The 17,215-nt window shown below is 36.9% G+C and carries 16 protein-coding genes; 13 read left to right on the plus strand and 3 right to left on the minus strand.

From position 1 onward, the window contains the following. Window positions 1-9: 9 nt before the first annotated feature. The 5 genes from ACRD7B_RS09885 to ACRD7B_RS09905 all read left to right on the plus strand — a co-directional run bounded on the left by ACRD7B_RS09885 (window position 10) and on the right by ACRD7B_RS09905 (window position 5,410). A complete protein-coding gene (locus ACRD7B_RS09885) occupies window positions 10-1,218 on the plus strand; it encodes a cofactor-independent phosphoglycerate mutase (protein WP_430824378.1) in 1,209 nt (402 codons plus the stop codon). A 6-nt stretch (window positions 1,219-1,224) separates the two neighbouring features. Further along, window positions 1,225-2,517 (plus strand): threonine synthase, encoded by a 1,293-nt coding sequence (gene thrC / locus ACRD7B_RS09890; protein ID WP_430824379.1) that lies wholly within the window; start codon window positions 1,225-1,227, stop codon window positions 2,515-2,517. A gap of 122 nt (window positions 2,518-2,639) precedes the next feature. Continuing rightward, window positions 2,640-3,278, plus strand: a complete 639-nt coding sequence (locus tag ACRD7B_RS09895) for a tetratricopeptide repeat protein (RefSeq protein WP_430824380.1) — start codon at window positions 2,640-2,642, stop codon at window positions 3,276-3,278. Between the two features lie 158 nt (window positions 3,279-3,436). Next, complete coding sequence (locus ACRD7B_RS09900; protein ID WP_430824381.1) at window positions 3,437-4,318, plus strand: tetratricopeptide repeat protein; 882 nt, start codon at window positions 3,437-3,439, stop codon at window positions 4,316-4,318. 66 nt (window positions 4,319-4,384) lie between these two features. Beyond that, the gene (locus tag ACRD7B_RS09905; RefSeq protein ID WP_430824382.1) at window positions 4,385-5,410 is read left to right on the plus strand and encodes a TolB-like translocation protein; all 1,026 of its coding nucleotides are present in this window, start codon (window positions 4,385-4,387) and stop codon (window positions 5,408-5,410) included. 83 nt (window positions 5,411-5,493) lie between these two features. Here the strand turns inward: ACRD7B_RS09905 and ACRD7B_RS09910 are convergent, their stop codons facing one another. Next, window positions 5,494-6,300: a hypothetical protein gene (locus ACRD7B_RS09910; RefSeq protein WP_430824383.1), complete on the minus strand. Its 807-nt coding sequence runs from the start codon at window positions 6,298-6,300 to the stop codon at window positions 5,494-5,496. A gap of 241 nt (window positions 6,301-6,541) precedes the next feature. Here ACRD7B_RS09910 and ACRD7B_RS09915 point away from each other — a divergent pair, with 241 nt between their 5' ends. From ACRD7B_RS09915 to ACRD7B_RS09950, 8 genes are all read left to right on the plus strand, one after another. Beyond that, window positions 6,542-8,683 carry a TonB-dependent receptor plug domain-containing protein gene (locus ACRD7B_RS09915; RefSeq protein WP_430824384.1) on the plus strand — a complete coding sequence of 714 codons (2,142 nt, stop codon included), beginning with the start codon at window positions 6,542-6,544 and terminating at the stop codon, window positions 8,681-8,683. A 19-nt stretch (window positions 8,684-8,702) separates the two neighbouring features. Then, on the plus strand, window positions 8,703-9,341 hold the full coding sequence (locus tag ACRD7B_RS09920) for a hypothetical protein (protein WP_430824385.1): 639 nt from the start codon (window positions 8,703-8,705) through the stop codon (window positions 9,339-9,341). Window positions 9,342-9,371: 30 nt separating this feature from the next. Next, window positions 9,372-10,451 (plus strand): sensor histidine kinase, encoded by a 1,080-nt coding sequence (locus tag ACRD7B_RS09925; protein WP_430824386.1) that lies wholly within the window; start codon window positions 9,372-9,374, stop codon window positions 10,449-10,451. Then, window positions 10,432-11,199 carry a LytR/AlgR family response regulator transcription factor gene (locus ACRD7B_RS09930; protein WP_430824387.1) on the plus strand — a complete coding sequence of 256 codons (768 nt, stop codon included), beginning with the start codon at window positions 10,432-10,434 and terminating at the stop codon, window positions 11,197-11,199. Before ACRD7B_RS09925 ends, ACRD7B_RS09930 begins: the two co-directional genes overlap by 20 nt. 183 nt (window positions 11,200-11,382) lie before the next feature. Then, complete coding sequence (locus ACRD7B_RS09935) at window positions 11,383-11,919, plus strand: FKBP-type peptidyl-prolyl cis-trans isomerase (protein ID WP_430824388.1); 537 nt, start codon at window positions 11,383-11,385, stop codon at window positions 11,917-11,919. A gap of 138 nt (window positions 11,920-12,057) precedes the next feature. Next, entirely contained in the window at window positions 12,058-13,134 is a 1,077-nt protein-coding gene (aroC, locus tag ACRD7B_RS09940; protein WP_430824389.1) for a chorismate synthase, read from the plus strand. 248 nt (window positions 13,135-13,382) lie between these two features. After that, window positions 13,383-14,795: a dicarboxylate/amino acid:cation symporter gene (locus ACRD7B_RS09945; RefSeq protein WP_430824390.1), complete on the plus strand. Its 1,413-nt coding sequence runs from the start codon at window positions 13,383-13,385 to the stop codon at window positions 14,793-14,795. A 46-nt stretch (window positions 14,796-14,841) separates the two neighbouring features. Continuing rightward, window positions 14,842-15,171, plus strand: coding sequence for a DUF3592 domain-containing protein (locus ACRD7B_RS09950; RefSeq protein ID WP_430824391.1), 330 nt, complete (start codon window positions 14,842-14,844; stop codon window positions 15,169-15,171). Between the two features lie 65 nt (window positions 15,172-15,236). Here ACRD7B_RS09950 and ACRD7B_RS09955 read toward each other — a convergent pair whose 3' ends face one another. Next, on the minus strand, window positions 15,237-15,602 hold the full coding sequence (locus tag ACRD7B_RS09955) for a hypothetical protein (protein WP_430824392.1): 366 nt from the start codon (window positions 15,600-15,602) through the stop codon (window positions 15,237-15,239). A gap of 261 nt (window positions 15,603-15,863) precedes the next feature. Next, complete coding sequence (locus ACRD7B_RS09960) at window positions 15,864-17,198, minus strand: sensor histidine kinase (RefSeq protein WP_430824393.1); 1,335 nt, start codon at window positions 17,196-17,198, stop codon at window positions 15,864-15,866. Between the last annotated feature and the right edge of the window lie 17 nt (window positions 17,199-17,215).

Here is a 17,215-nt window from a genome sequence, read left to right on the forward strand (position 1 = left end):
CAATAGATCATGAAGTATCTGGTAATTTTAGCAGATGGTTTTGCTGATGAACCAATCGAACGATTAGGGGGTAAAACGCCAATAATGGCTGCCAATACGCCTCACATTGATAAACTTTGTCAAATGTCGAAGTGTGGTTACCTAAAAACGGTACCTGACAGTTTACACCCGGGTAGTGAAGTGGCCAATATGACCATTATGGGATATGATGCGGCCAAATATTACCAAGGGAGAGGAGTGCTCGAAGCATCAGCTTTGGGTGTTGACTTAGAGGAAGGAGATTTAGCTTTTCGCTGTAATTTGGTTTCTGAAGAAGATGGCGTGTTATTGAATCATTCTGCCGGCCATATTTCAACAGAAGAAGCTGATGAATTAATTGTAAGTTTGAATGAGCAACTTGGTGATGATGTTGTTAAGTTTTATACAGGCGTAAGTTACCGTCATGTGATGGTGATTAAAGGTGGACAGAATGGCTTAAGTTGCACGCCTCCTCACGATGTGCCAGGCGAACGTATTGATACGATATTACCTAAGCCAGGTGTCGATCATCCAACGGCGGCATTGTTACGTCAATTAATGCACCGATCAAACGATTTGTTAAACGATCATTCAGTTAATGTAAAACGCAAACAGCAAGGTTTACCAGTTGCGAATATGATTTGGCCATGGTCGCCAGGATATAAACCACAAATGCCAACCTTAAAGGAGATGTATGGAATTAACAATGGAGTAGTTATTTCTGCGGTTGACTTAATTCACGGGCTGGGTAATTTTGGTGGGTTACAATCGGTTTTTGTTGAGGGAGCAACAGGTTTGTATACTACCAATTACAAGGGTAAGGCTGATGCAGCCATTGAAGCACTTTCTGATAACGATTATGTCTTTCTGCATATCGAAGCGCCTGATGAAGCAGGGCACGAAGGTGATGTTGAATTAAAGATTCGAACCTTAGAGGATATCGATGAAAAAGTGGTGAAGCCTTGTTTGGAGTTTTTGGAAAAAAATAAAGATGAACTAAGTATCGCTTTTTTACCGGATCATCCAACACCATGCGAGATTCGTACACATACCAGAGAGTATGTGCCATACATGATTTGTCGTCCAGGCGTAGAAGCTGATTCAGTGGCGGTATATGATGAGAAATCGGTGTACGATGGAGCGTTTGGTTTTACAGATCAAACAGAGTTTATGAAATTATTTCTTTCAGGAAAAAAATAACAACAAATGAAGTTTTATAGCACTAATAATGTATCACATATAAGCGATTTAAAATCAGCTGTACTTAATGGTTTGGCGCCTGACAAGGGTCTTTATATGCCAGAAGTAATTCCTGAGTTGTCGCAAGATTTTTGGGGTAGATTACCTGATCTAAGTTTGGGCGAAATTGGATTTGAGGTATTGAAACCATATTTCTGTCCGGATATACCAGAGGCTAAGTTTAAGACACTAACTGCCGAAGCATTTAATTTTCCGATTCCATTAAAAAAAGTATCAGATAATATATCGGTATTGGAATTGTTTCACGGTCCAACTTTAGCTTTTAAAGATATTGGAGCCCGTTTTCTAGCTCGTGTAATGGCGCAATTTACCGAGGGTCTGGATAAAACAATCAATGTATTGGTGGCTACATCGGGAGATACGGGAAGTGCCGTTGCTAATGGATTTTTAGGAGTTGAAGGAGTGAAGGTTTTTGTGCTTTATCCCAAGGGTTTGGTATCCGAAGTGCAAGAAAAGCAATTTACAACCTTGGGACAAAATATTACAGCCATCGAAGTAGATGGAACTTTTGATGATTGTCAGGCCTTGGTGAAAACGGCTTTTATGGATGAGGCCTTAAGAGAGCAATTGATTTTAACATCGGCTAACTCCATTAACCTGGCTCGTTTCTTACCTCAAATGGTGTATTATTTTTATGCCTATGCACAAGCTGTAAAGAAGGGTATTAAGGAGATTAGTATATCGGTACCAAGTGGGAATTTTGGTAACTTAACGGCAGGCTTAATTGCTCAGCAAATGGGTTTACCTGTGAAGCAATTTATTGCAGCTACAAATATTAATGACATTGTGCCGAAGTATTTGGAAAGTGGTATTTACACACCAGCGCCAAGTATTGCTACACCCGCCAATGCTATGGATGTGGGAGATCCTAGTAATTTTGTTCGCATACGCGAATTATTTAAAGAGAATATAGTCGATATTCGTTCGTATATTAAAGGTTTTACTTGCGAAAACGAAACGATTTTCAAAACAATAGAGTCTGTTTATGAGCAGTTTAATTATGAACTTGATCCACACGGGGCAATTGCCTATCATTCTTTGGCTCAATTATTGATTGGAAATGAACACGGTGTTTTTTTAGCAACAGCACACCCAGCTAAATTTCCTGAAACAGTTGAAAAGTTGATTGGTAAGGAAATTGAACAGCCTGATCGATTGAAAGAATTTATGAAAGGAGAAAAACGAGTTGAGTCGTCAACAAATAATTACGAATCTTTTAAATCATTATTAACTAATTGATCATTCTTAAGCTTGGTGTGAGAAAAATTAAAACATTTTTTAAATGTTTTTTAAAAAAAAAACTATTTTTACCACCGTTGAATTGAATCGAATCTATTAAATAAGATTAAAAGTATTTTATTATGAAGTATTTAGCAACTTTTTCCTTTTTGATGATGATGTTTGTTGGAGCTATGGCTCAGGACAAATCGGCGGCAGAATTGAAAAATGAAGGAAACGCTGCATTAAAAGCAAAAGATTATAAAGCAGCTTTAGAATTATTCGAACAAGCTATTCCTGTTTGGGAAGGTGAAATGGATGCTGCTATGGTATACAATGCTGCAACTTGTGCCTATAAAACTAAAGCTAATGATAAAGCTTTGGGATATTATGCCCAAGCTAATGAGCTTGGTTATAAGCAGGATGCATGTTTATATTACGCTTACAAGATTAACAAGAAGGCAGGTAATGCTGAAGAGGTGAACAAAAATTATGAAGCAGCCGTAGAAAAATATCCTAATAGCAAGTATGTTAAAGCTATGAAAAAGGAAAAAGTAAAACCTATGGTAAAAGAAGCTAATGAAATTTATGCTAAAGCTCAGGAAAAATTGAATGCTCGTGTTGCTGATAATGCAGATAAATGGGAAGTTCTAAAAGCTGAGTCTGTTGCTTTGTGTGATAAAGCAATTGCAGTTTGCGACGAAGTATTGGCAATTTATCCAGCGGATAAAAATGCACCAGTTATTAAAACACGTTGTGAAGATTTGAAGAAAGCTGAATAAGCTTTAATCATATAAATTCATAGAAGAGACTGTCCCCAAAGGATGGTCTCTTTTTCGTTATAAAAAGATGACTTTACACCAAATTATAGCGCTTGGCTTAATTTTTGAAATGGAAATTATTACTATTGCAGTATAAAAACCCCTAAAAACAGAGTGAAATGAAACAGCTAATTGTTATAAGCTTGATAATGCTTGTTGGTGTAATGACAGGATACTCGCAAGAAGCGGATATACTAAAGAGTGATGCTATAATAATGGAGAGCCAAATGCAATATTTAAAAGCAGCCGAACTATATGAGCAAGCCGCCATTAAATATGATGCAGAACAAAAGTCAGATGCTTTCATGTATTTTAAGGCTGGGCAATGTTACAATCGTGTTAAAAGATATGATAATGCCTTACCATTATTAAACGAAGCCAAACAGAACGGTTACGATGAGGTTGATTTATACATTTCTTTAGGAGATGCATATGTTGGAAAAAAGGATTATAAGCAAGCCGAAGAAGCCTTATTAAAAGGCAGAGAAAAGGATGAAGAACGAGAGTTGGACATAAATAAAAAACTGGCTTTTACCTACCTTAATAGCAAGCAATACGAAAAGTCGGTTGAAGTAATTAATGCTGGGCTTGCGGTGGAACCTAATGATGTTTCTTTATTGTATTATTTAGGATCATCGTACCAACGATTAAAAAAGTACCCTGAAGCTTGTGAGTCGCTTGAACGTGTGCTTGAAGTTGACCCGAATCATAAGAATGCCACTAAAATGCTTGGAGTACTTTATTTCAAATTAACCGATCACAAATATAATGTTGAAACTAAACGTTACGAGGCTTTAAAAAATCCAAGCAGAGTTGATTATCATAACTCTACAAAAAAAATGGAGCAGATAAGCAAAGGATACTCAAAAAGTTTGCCTTATCTTGAAAAAGCGCATTCTAACTCTCCAAAAGATAAATCAATAATTAGTTGCTTAAATGTGGCTTATCGTCGTTTAAAAATGGAGAATAAAGCTGATGAGATGAGTCAGTTGTTGGATTAGGATTTTCTTGCAGAAGAATAATGTTTATCTTGCTGTTAATCATACTAACACCATTATTCTTAAACTATGAAGAAAATATTATTAGTTGCCTCTGCAATAGCTCTTTTTCTAGGTGCTTGCTCAGTGCAAGACGAAAAAGAAGTGAAGAGTAATCATCCAAAACTTTCCGGCCCTTATATGGGGCAAAAGTTGCCAGGTAAGAAGGCGCAAATATTTGCGCCTGGAATTGTGTCAAATGGATTGTCAAACAGAGATGTTGCAATCACACAAGATGGTAAAGAAATGTATTTTGGAATGCACAATGTGGACTTTACCTTTTCTACTATTGTTGTAAGTAAGGAGGTAAATGGTGTTTGGACTCAACCTGAAGTTGTTGCATTTGCCTCTAATCCAAAATATATCTACTTAGAACCTGCTTTAAGTCAAGATGATAATAAATTGTTTTTTCTTTCTAACCAACCAAAAAACCAAGTTGATACCATAAGCGATGAAGATATCTGGGTTGTTGACAGAGCTTCTGATGGCTGGGGTGAGCCCTATAATTTAGGTGCACCCATCAATACCAATGATAAAGAATTTTATCCTTCCATAACAGAGGATGGGACAATGTATTTTACTCGTGAAAAAGAAGGACAGCGAAAATCTGCAATTTATCGAAGCCGATTACTTGATGGAGTTTATCAAGAGCCTGAGCTGTTGCCAGAGCAAATTAATTGTGGAGCAGGTCGATTTAATGTTAGTGTAGCTCCTGATGAGAGTTATGTAATTGTACCCGCATTTGGGCTAAAAGATGGATTAGGTGGCGTTGATTACTACATCGTATTCAATAATTTTGATGGAACATGGACGGAGCCGATTAATATGGGAGAAACAATCAATTCTTCAACAGGAAATGAATGGTCGCTATACGTTACACCGGATATGAAATACTTCTTTTTTATGGCAACTAAAAAGATGCAGAAGAATAATTATCCGGATAGGCTAAGTTGTGAGTTTTTCGAATCATTAGCCCAACAGCCTGAAAATGGACATTCAGACATTTATTGGATAAGTTCAGAAATTGTGGATGAATTAAGGCAGAAAGTCCATTAACCAGAGGAACAAGAATAACTAAAAATAAATAAGCCGAATCAAATGATTCGGCTTATTTGTATAGTATTTTCTTTGGATACTTCTTATGGTTTCATAACACCATTAAAATATAATACTTGATCGGTGTTAACCGGTATTTCATACGATACTTCCAAGCCATGTGGCATTGGTGAAATATGTAGAGTTAATTGAAATTCATCCTGCTTGGTACACTCAATGGTATAAGGTTTTCCGGTATCGAAGTCATTTACTTCGTAGAAACATTTTTGTTGTTTGCCTCCTCTAAAGTAAATATTGGCCAATTCATCTTCTAAAAACTCGATTTTATAAACATTGTGCTGCTGAATCGAATCGGCAACAGTAAATGGATTATGGCTAATTAAGCCTGAGCCAAAGGCATCGCCAGATAATTGAATAGGTTTAAGAAAAAGATTCCACATCCCTAGTAACTCCTCCTGGGTACTAGGAAATGATGCTTCACTTAATTTGCCTCGAAGTAAGCGTAAAAAGGTGTTGTCGCGCTCAATCATATCCATATGAGTTTCATAGAGACGGTTAAGTGAATCGAGCAAAAAGGTGGTTGAATCCTCTAAGGTTTTTAGATGACTAACTTGTTTATCCCAAGCTTCATCAAATAAGTTTTGAGTGTTTTCAAGGGTTTCATTGATGTGTTTCTTATCAAGTGTTTTTGCTTTAAGATGTTCTAGAAATGCCTCATATTGCCTCCAATTTTCTTGAAGCGATTCAAAATCATTCTGAAGTAATAAATGCGACTTTTGTAGTGTGTCCAAACTAAACTGAATCTCTTTCTTAGTTTGACCTGAAGTATTTATAGCTCCGACTAAGATTAACGATAAAAGACCAAGTTTTAACAAGGGATATTTTTTCATATTATGTGAAGGTTTTAATAGTTAACATTCAAGATATGAAATCGATAATAGAATTGCTGAGTTAATTGATAAGTGGCTTAAAATTGTAAGTAAAGAGTCTTTTAATGTGGATTATTTACTAAAACGAATCGTCTCCGATAAACAACAATTCGTCTGGTTAATCTTTCCATTCATCTTTGTTTATTTCAGGCACTGGTCGTTAAGCTTCAAATTTGCTTCTGTAAAAAAACAAAAAGCAAAAATGAAACAGATAAAAATCATCAGTCTAAGTTTAATATTCTTCATTAGCACAGTAAATTTATTATCGCAGCAAATAGTTAGTGGCAAGGTAGTCTCAAGCGATGGTGAAACCCTGGTAGGTGTTAATATTGCCATCGAAGGCACTTATGTAGGCACCATCACTGATATGGATGGCGAGTTTGAATTTGAAACAGAGGAAGTAGCTGGAAAAAGCCTGGTGGTTAGTTATATTGGTTTTTCGCCCTTAACATTAAACCTTGATGATGTTGATTCACGAAATATTGTGATTTGCTTGAAAGAAAGCATGACAAGTCTTAATGCTGTAACCATTACTGCAGGTTCTTTTGCTGCCGATGATAAAAAACGCGCTTCGGTGCTTGAACCACTCGATATTTACACCACAGCAGGATCGTTGGGCGATATTAATGGTGCATTGAAAACATTACCCGGTACGCAGCCTGCAAGCGACGATGGTAGGTTATTGGTGCGTGGTGGAGATGCCTCCGAAACAAAGACTTTTGTGGATGGACTTTTGGCCGCCAAACCCTATTATTCAAAAGTGCCCGATTTACCAACGCGCGGACGATTTTCTCCAAGTTTATTTAGCGGTACTGTATTTAGTACCGGAGGTTACTCAGCCGAATATGGGCAAGCTTTATCGTCGGTATTAATTCTCGAATCGAGTGATGTGGCTTTGGAAGCAATAACGAGTGTGTCGCTTATGAGTATTGGTGGTGAGCTATCGAATACCTGGTGTTCAAATAATCGATCTACATCGTTGGGAGTTAGTTATACCAACATGGCACCTTATTATAGCTTGGCCGATAACCGATTGGATTGGACAAAACCAACTGAGGCCACTGGTATCAATTTTATGCATCGTCAAAAATTTGATAATGGCGCCATGTTAAAAGTATTTTCTACAGGTGATTATGGTGTGAGTGCCTTTAATTCAAATATTGGAGATGAAATAACTAATATTGATACCGAAGGAGGCAACGCCTATGTTAATGTGAACTATTCGGTGCCTACGGGCGAGAACTCATTTTTAAAGACGGGAATAGCTACCACCATAGATGATCAGAGACAGTTAGCTGGTATGCATCGTACAAGCGATGATGAGTTAAGCATTGAAGTGCGGGCAACAATGGTAAACGCCATTAGTGATGGTATAGAATTATCGTACGGTATAGCTGATGCATATACGAACTATAAGCAGGCTTATCAACACTTAGGTTCTTCACAAAGTTGGAATGGAGGAGTAAAAGACCATATACTAGCCGGATTTATTGAGCCAGAAATTAAGCTGTCAGCTCGATTTGCCTTTCGTCCTGGTTTGCGATTAGAATACTCGAGTGCATTGGCAAAGATGAATATCTCACCTCGTTTATCTGTTGCTTATAAAACCGGAAAAAATAGTCAATTATCTGCTGCCTATGGGCAATATTATCAAAACCCAGTAAATGAATATTTAAAGTTTACCACTGATTTTAACTACGAGAAATCGACACATTATATAGCCAGTTATCAGGTGGGAAGTTTAAAGAAGCGCTTGTTGCGTATGGAAGCTTATTACAAGCAATACGATCAGTTGGTGACGTACGATATGGGGCAACATACTTATGATTTAAATTTCAATAACAATGGCGATGGGTATGCCAAGGGTATCGATATATTCTTTCGCGATAGAGAGACGATTAAACGCACTGACTATTGGGTATCCTATTCATATATTGACACCAAACGCCAGTACAAGGATTATCCTCAGAAAGTATCACCTTCGTTTATATCTGAACATACCTTTTCTGCGGTAGCAAAGTATTTTGTGGGAGCGATCAATACGCAGGTAGGAGCTACCTGGATTATGGCATCTGGTCGTCCTTATCACCAGCCTGATGATTCTGAGTTTATGAATCGTAAGGCTCCCATGTATAACGATTTGAGTTTAAATTTGAGCTACTTAACACATATTGCAGGATATTCTACGATAGTACACTTTTCCATGTCAAACGTGCTGGGCCGAAAACATTTGGTGGGTTACCAAACCATTCCATCGGGTAATGGTCAGCCAGATACATTAATGCCCTTATTGCCCGATATCAAGCAATTTATGTTTCTAGGAGTTTTTATATCAATCAATTAATAATCTTAAACAATCTATTATGAAATCATTTATTATTGTTCTTATTACTTGTATGCTTGTAGCATTGAATTTGTCAGCAACAAATTATCATGATGTGATGAAACAAAACATTACGAAGCTGATAAAATCAAATTCCATTGAGGAAATCAATCAAATAGCAGCGACTTTCGAGCGCATTGCGAATGCTGAAAAAGAAGAGTGGTTGCCCCGATATTATTCGGCCTATGCACATGCCAGGGCAACGCATTTTATGAGTGATACCGATTCAATCGACGTAAGCTTGGATAAGGCGCAGGCATACATCAATGAATTACTTAAATCAAATGAGGATGAGTCGGAGGTACATGTGCTTCAGGCTTTGGTTTACAGTTTACGTATTACCAGTGCCTCGCGTGGATATAAATACTCAAGCCTTTCGAATAAATCTTTGGATCGTGCCATGCAGTTAAACGCTGAGAATCCACGTATTTATTACTGTAGAGGAAATAATGTATTCAATACACCAAAAATGTTTGGAGGCGGAGCAACAAAGGCAGAGAAACTATTTACAACAGCCAATGAAAAATTTGAATCGGAGAAACAAGAAAATGAACTTTGGCCAAGCTGGGGCCTATATCATAATACACAAATGTTGAAAAAGTGTAAAGAATCAAATTAATGTGTATTTTTCAGTTTTAATACTCAAACCATGGCTCATTTTTATAACACATTTGATAGCAATGTAAGTAAACGCACTGTTCTAGGGCGCGTCTTTTCCACTGGTGTTATTTCTTCAAGTATTGGATTTATCTTCTTGTATTTGTCGTGTCCTGAGTGTGTATCAAATCCAAAAACGGTATGGCTCAATGTGTGTTATAGTTTGCTTTTGGGGTATGGTTTGTTTTCATACGGCTTCATGTTTGGGTGGATCGAACGCAGGTATATCTCATGGATTAATCACCCGCTTAAAAGCATTATACTTGTATTTTTATTTTCTACCTTTTATTGCGGAGCTGTTATTCTAGGGGTCAACTGGTTTTGGCATAGTGTTATTGAGGGCGTATCATTTTCGCACTTCGTTAAGCACTATGGATTTGTTATGTGGATTGAGTTTGGCATCTTCTATTTTATTGCTTTATGGTTTTATGCGCGATCATTTTTCCTGGAGTGGCGCAGAGAAGTTGAAAACCGCGAGCGCTTAAAACGGGAAGCTTTAATGTTACAATACGAGACATTAAAGACGCAGGTGAATCCGCATTTTTTATTCAATAGCCTCAATTCCTTAATTAGCTTGATGGATATTAACATTGACTCAGCTAAGCAATTTACTTCAGAATTATCACGATTTTATCGCGATATATTATATTTGAAGGGGAAGGAGTTAATTCCATTAAATGAAGAAGTTGATATACTAAAACGATACATGTATCTACAACAGATTCGCTTTGGAGAAAAGTTCTCTTTTGAGTTAAATATCGATTCGAGTGTCAGTGCAATGGTTATTCCCTTATCTGTGCAGATGTTGGCTGAAAATATATTCAAACACAATGTCATTTCAGGTGATGAAAAGCTGAAGATTAAGCTTGGCATTGCAGAAAGCAATCTTGTTATTAGCAATTCTTATCTGCCGAAACCTGATCCCGAGGAGTCAACAGGATTGGGGCTTTCCAATTTAAGAGAAAGGATTCTTTATTTGACAGGTAAAGAGTTGGTCGTTAAAGAAAGTGAGAATGAGTTCACCGTTGTTTTACCTTTAGTTTTTATCGATAATGAAAATATTACTGGTTGAAGATGAGCATTTGGCAGCTAAGCGATTAGAAGCCATGATAAACAAACAACGCATTGGAGCTCAAGTGCTGACTTGCTGCGATTCGATAAAACAAACTGTAGAGTGGTTAGAAACACATGAACATCCTGATATTGCATTTTTCGATATTCAATTGGGCGATGGGTTAAGTTTCGAAATATTTAAGCAGGCAAAGTTTAGTTTTCCTGTTGTTTTTACAACTGCTTACGATCACTATGCCATAAATGCTTTTCAGGTGAATGGATTAGATTATCTGCTAAAACCAATCGAGAATGAAGATTTGGAGCGAGCACTTGCAAAGTATGAGAAGGGTCAACAGCAAATAGATGATTCCTTTAAAGAAGCACTTTTGTTAGCAGCAAAACAGCTTAAAACGAATGATGATCAATACAAAAATCGTTTTTTAATAAAGGTAGGTGAGCATTTAAAAATGGTTGATACCAAACAAATTGCTTTTAGCTACAGTATGGACAAGGCAAATTATATTCGTACTAAAGATGGACATACCTATGCCATTGATCAGAGTTTGGAGCAAATGGAACTTCAACTCAACCCAAAGCAGTTTTTCAGAATTAGTCGTAAGTATCTTATTCAAATGGATGGCATTAAAGATATGATCAGTTTTGGCGTTGCGCGATTAAAACTGGTCATGGATGGTTCTAGTAGTGATGAAGAAATAATTGTTAGTCGCGATAAGGTTAAGTTATTTAAAGCATGGCTCGAAAATTAGTTTGCTAATCGCATTGATAGCTTATAGGTACTCAAATGTGTTAATTATTGAAATCATTCCTAAAAAAGGTGCTAATGAATGAACATTTTTAAGGCTTGAGTGTCTTTTTTGTGAGAATCATTGCATGGTTCCCAAAAAACTGATTTTCTTTGTAACCGATTTAACACGATTAAATTTAATAAAATGGAAATAGGAAGAAATAAACTAGTCACACTTTCCTACGAATTACGTCTGAATGGAACTGATGGCGAGGTAGTTGAAAAAACCGAAGCTAATGCTCCTTTAGAGTTTGTTTTTGGTGCTGGTAAAATGTTGGAAATGTTCGAAAACAAGTTAGAAGGTTTTGCAAAAGGCGCTAGCTTCGATTTTGAATTAAAAGCAGCTGAAGCATATGGTGAAGTTAATCCAAATGCAGTTGTTGAGATTCCAAAAAATATTTTTGAAGTAGAAGGAAAAATTGATGACGAACTATTGACTGTTGGAAATCAGGTTCCTATGCAAGATGCCCATGGCAACCGTTTGAACGGTATTGTTTTGGAAGTAGCTGATGAAAACATCAAAATGGATTTTAATCACCCATTAGCAGGAGATAACCTTTTCTTTAAAGGTGAAGTGGTAGAAGTACGCGAAGCATCGGAAGATGAGTTAGCTGAGGCTTGTGGCACTGGTGGTTGTGGAACTAGTAGCGGTGGCTGCGGTGGTGGTTGTTCTTGTGGATAATCTTCATTAACGATATTTGAAGGGAGGTATTTATACCTCCCTTTTTTTATTTTTTCACCGCAATTGATCTTGTCGTAAACTTATAATGCATTATTTTTACGGCCTTAAATATTACAAATTGATATTAATAAAAGTGCTATGTCAGGAAATTCGTTCGGAACTCTCTATAAATTAACTTCATTTGGTGAATCTCATGGAAAAGCTGTGGGTGGTGTTATCGAAGGTGTTCTGCCGGGTACAATCATCGATGAAACATTTATCCAAGCTGAATTAGATCGACGTAGACCTGGTCAATCAGCCATTACAACTCCTCGTGATGAAGCGGATAAGGTAGAATTTTTGTCGGGTATTTTTGAAGGAAAGGCAACGGGTACACCTATTGGTTTCTTAATATGGAATAAAGATCAACGCTCAAAGGACTACGGAAATATCAAAGACGTGTATCGTCCTTCCCATGCAGATTATACATATCAAAGCAAATATGGCATAAGAGATTATCGTGGAGGAGGTCGCTCATCGGCTCGTGAAACCATAGCGCGTGTTGTTGCTGGGGCAATTGCTAAATTAATTTTGCAGCAAATGGGAATAAGCATCCACGCTTTTACAACAACAGTTGGTGATTTAAAACTTGACAAAGATTACAATGAGCTGGATTTGGCTAAAGCTGAAGAAAACATTGTTCGTTGTCCAGATGCTGAAACGGCAGAAAAAATGATTACTTATATCGATCAGGTACGTAAAGATAAAGACTCGATTGGAGGAGTAATTACATGCGTTATAAAACAAGTACCTGTTGGATTAGGCGAACCAGTCTTCGGTAAATTACATGCTACACTTGGAAGCGCCATGTTAAGCATCAATGCGGTTAAAGGTTTCGAATATGGTTTGGGTTTTGGAGCAACTCATTTGAAAGGAACTGAGCATAATGATGAGTTTTACATGGAAGGCGATAAGGTGCGTACGCGTACTAACCGTTCCGGTGGAATCCAGGGGGGTATTTCTAATGGCGAAGACATCTATTTCAATGTAGCCTTTAAACCGATTGCAACCGTACTAAAAGAGCAGAAAACAGTCAACAGTATGGGAGAGGAGATAAGTTCTACAACCAAGGGGCGTCACGATCCATGTGTATTGCCACGTGCGGTACCTATCGTAGAATCAATGGCGGCTATGGTTTTGGCCGATGCTGTGCTTCTGAATAAGATGTATCTGTAAAAAGAATGATTAAGGATCAATGATTAATTGAATTTTGATCGAAAAATACTTAATAGAAACCTGAGGCTTTGTCTTGGGTTTTCTTTTTAATGGGGCCTATGGATTCGTACTTTGTTGCAAGGTGCCTATAAAGAAAGGCTCCTTAAAGCTTTCTTTATAATGTGTTTTATTGGTAAGCTTGATTATTAGACACTAAAATCAAATGTAATTTGTTATTTTAGTGCTGATTCTAAAATTTACCTCACTCTATGAAGAAGCTGGCATTGCATTGGAAAATTATCATTGGTCTTTTATTGGGTATTGTATGGGCTGTTTTATCTGGTTTTTTCGGATGGAGTGAGTTTACAACCTTATGGATTGCTCCATGGGGACGAATCTTCATTAGCTTGCTTAAACTCATTGCAATTCCATTGGTGCTGTTCTCAATTATTGGCGGTATTGTTGGTTTAGGAGATCCTAAACATTTGGGAAGATTAGGTTTACGTACTCTGATGTTGTATCTGCTTACTACTATTGTGGCCGTATCCATTGGGTTATTGATCGTGAATGTAGCCAAGCCTGGTGAATGGATGGATAAAGAAGTGCGAACTGAAAACCGAATTGCCTATGAACTTTGGGCACAGGAGGAAGGATTTGCTGTTCACGATAATACAAATTTATTGGCTCAAACTAGTTTACAAGATAAAATAGAGGAAGTTGCTAAGCGCAGAGGTTTTAATACCGATGAAGCTGTTGAAAAACGATTAAAGCAAGTTGAACAGCAAAAGAATAATGGTCCTTTAACTTTTATTGAGGACATGGTGCCAAACAATGTGTTTGCGGCCATGTCGAACAATGGAAGCATGTTAAAAATAATTTTTTTCGCCATCTTTTTTGGTATAGCCTTACTATTTGTTCCTGATCAACACTCTAAACCGATTATAGCTGTTGTTAATGGTTTATCCGAAGTGTTTCTTAAGATGGTAGATATAATAATGCGCGGAGCACCATTTTTTGTATTTGCTTTATTGGCTGGCTTGGTTTCAGAGATGGCTGGAGATAATCCAGCTAAGGTATTTGAGTTGTTCAAGGGTTTGAGTTGGTATTCATTAACCGTATTAGCAGGCTTGTTGTTGATGGCATTTGTGATTTATCCAATCATCATGAAATTCTTTGTCAAACGATTAAGTTTTAAGAGTTTCTTAAAGGGCATAAGCCCGGCACAAGTTTTGGCTTTCTCAACCAGCTCCAGTGCAGCAACCTTACCTGTTACTATTGAGTGTGTCGAAGATAACCTGAAAGTAGATCCAAAAGTGTCAAGTTTTGTGTTGCCAATAGGAGCTACGGTTAATATGGATGGAACCAGTTTGTATCAAGCCGTGGCGGTAATGTTTTTAGCACAAATGCACATGATTGATTTGAATTTCGGACAACAACTAACAATAGTGCTAACAGCAACTCTTGCTAGTATTGGCTCTGCGGCTATCCCAAGTGCTGGTTTGGTAATGTTAATGATTGTACTTAGTTCTGTTGGTTTAAATCCCGCCTGGATCGGCATAATATTGCCTGTTGATCGTATTTTAGACATGGTACGTACTGTCGTGAATGTAACTGGTGATGCAACGGTAAGTACTGTTATAGGTGAAGTGGAGAAAAAGCTCAATATGGAAGGGGATGAGTAGTAATTACTCAAACAGCTATTAATTATGAGTTCAACAACTAATTATCATGCAGATTAATCTCGACATAGGTTATACAGAAATATTTGCCCTAATAATAATAGCACTGATATTAGTTTACATTCTTTTTGCTCAATCTAAAAAGAAGAAACGATTAATGAAATCTGGTATTAGGGTAGAAGGCTTTGTAATAGATATCAAAACTAGTTATGGCGGCTCAACTATGTCTCCACGAAGAACACCTATCGTTCGGTTTTTAACAGTGGAAGATAGATGGATTGAATCAGAAGTTGATTTTATTAGTCGTCGGTTAAAACTAAACCAGGAAGTTACAGTCTACTACAATGGAAATGATCCTTATGATTTCATAGTTGTATAGGTGTGGTGGCAAGTGCGAAATAAAAGCTAAGAATATTACTCAAGACAAGTGAGAAAATAAAAAAATTACTGCGTTACTTCTTTTGTTTTTTCAGTAGATGGCTCTTCTTTTAGCGGAGTTATTTGCTTTGTTTCGGTAGTTTTATTTTGCTTTTTAAGTTCACTTGGCACTTCATTTTGGTAGACTAAGCCAGTTGAGTCCGTTTTAATATTAATACCATCAACATTGGTGTAAATGAGTTGGCTTGCGCCCGATAATTCAACCTTTCGTCCATCTGACAAAACCAATGTGGCTTTTCGTTTTCCTGGTTTAATTTTAGTACCATCGGCCATCAAATTATCTGTATTGGGAGTAAACGATAAATTGACTAATACACCAACAAAGAGCAATGGAAGCGTCAGACCAGCAATATATTTATTTGATTTTTTCATTTTTGTTAATCCCTCAGATTTTGATTTAGCGATTTAATTTTCACAAATAGCATAGCTATGTGATATTCTTCACAAATATAGACACATTAAACATCAATAGGGGTGACATATGTTATGTTAGCAATTGTTAAACTATTTATTAAATTGTTACTAATAAAAATTGTTGGAAGTATATTGCTATAAAAGTGATACTTAAAGGGAGTAGGATACAGTCGAACGCTTGCGCAATATGACAAATAAAAGAGAAGTTTTTTGGATAAATTAATTCATTGCTGGATGAGCCAACTGTTTGTATTTTTTAGTCATGTGAACCAACTCCAGATCATGTGTAAAATAGAAGGTTGTTCCTTCACCCTGAAGCGTTTTTAACCACATTTTACCACCTAATAATTCAATTAAACCTTTTGATATGGTTAGGCCTAAACCCACGCCAGAATAGTCGCGCTTAAGGCGTTCATCACCCTGCCGGAAGCGATCAAAGATGTGTGGTAAGGTTTCTGTGGATATGCCAATGCCAGTATCTTGCACAAAATAAGTTACTTTCGAACCATTCTCATTTAAAGAATAACCAATTGTAATTGTGCCTGAATTCGTAAATTTAATTGCATTACTAATGAGGTTTGAAAAAACCTGAAATAAAATATTCTCGTCTGATAATATGGTTAAATCCTTTTCTTTGCACTTTTCATCAACTAGCAAGTTAATGCCTTTATGATGAGCTTGTTTCTCGTAACTTAATTTAAGGTTATCGAGTAAAGCTATTATTCTAATTGGACTTCGATTAACTGTCATTAAATTGGTTTCCAATTTCGAGAGGTCAAGTACATTACCCAATATGCGTAAGAGTAAATTACCATTCTTTTGTATGATATCAAGGTATTGATTCTTCTCGTCACGATTAATATCTTCATCGCGTAACATTTCAGAAAACCCCAATAATACGTTCATTGGTGTGCGAATCTCATGACTCATATTGGCTAAGAAGGCCGATTTTATTTGCTCAGATTTCTCTGCTTTTAGTCTTTCTCTTTGGAAATTTCTGTTGGCGTAATAAATTAGAGGTATCTCCACACCCATAAACAACATGGTTATTAGGTAGATGTCCATGATGCGATCCAGTTCGCTAGGATACCCTATCACTAAGTGAGGAAATAGGTATTCAATAACAAACAGGCCGCTTAGGTTAACCACAAAAGTAATGCATGAAACCAGAAAGATACGCGATGGAATGATGAATAGACCCAATGCGAATAAAGCTTGAAACACCAATAATGTTGGGCCTTTTGAACCTCCATTTAGCATCCAAACACAATTAAGCGTTATCACCATAAATACAATAAAAATCCTTCTGGCTTGATGTGCAAGGTTTTTATATCTGGCCAACCAATACAAATAGGAGAATATGAATGATGCTAATAATGTAAATATGGTGAGTTTATTATCGAGGCCTATCGAATAATTAAACACAGTTGAAAGAACGCAAGTAAAGATACCAATTAGGATGACCTTGATTAGGAATCGATTTTTAAACCCAAGATGAATCGGGATTAAATATTGATAAATAGCTTCTAACTTATGCTTAAACATGTGTGCCATTAATGTTTGGGTTAAGA

This window comes from Carboxylicivirga fragile, from assembly GCF_050589805.1.
GTDB classification, from domain to species: Bacteria; Bacteroidota; Bacteroidia; order Bacteroidales; family Marinilabiliaceae; genus Carboxylicivirga; species Carboxylicivirga fragile.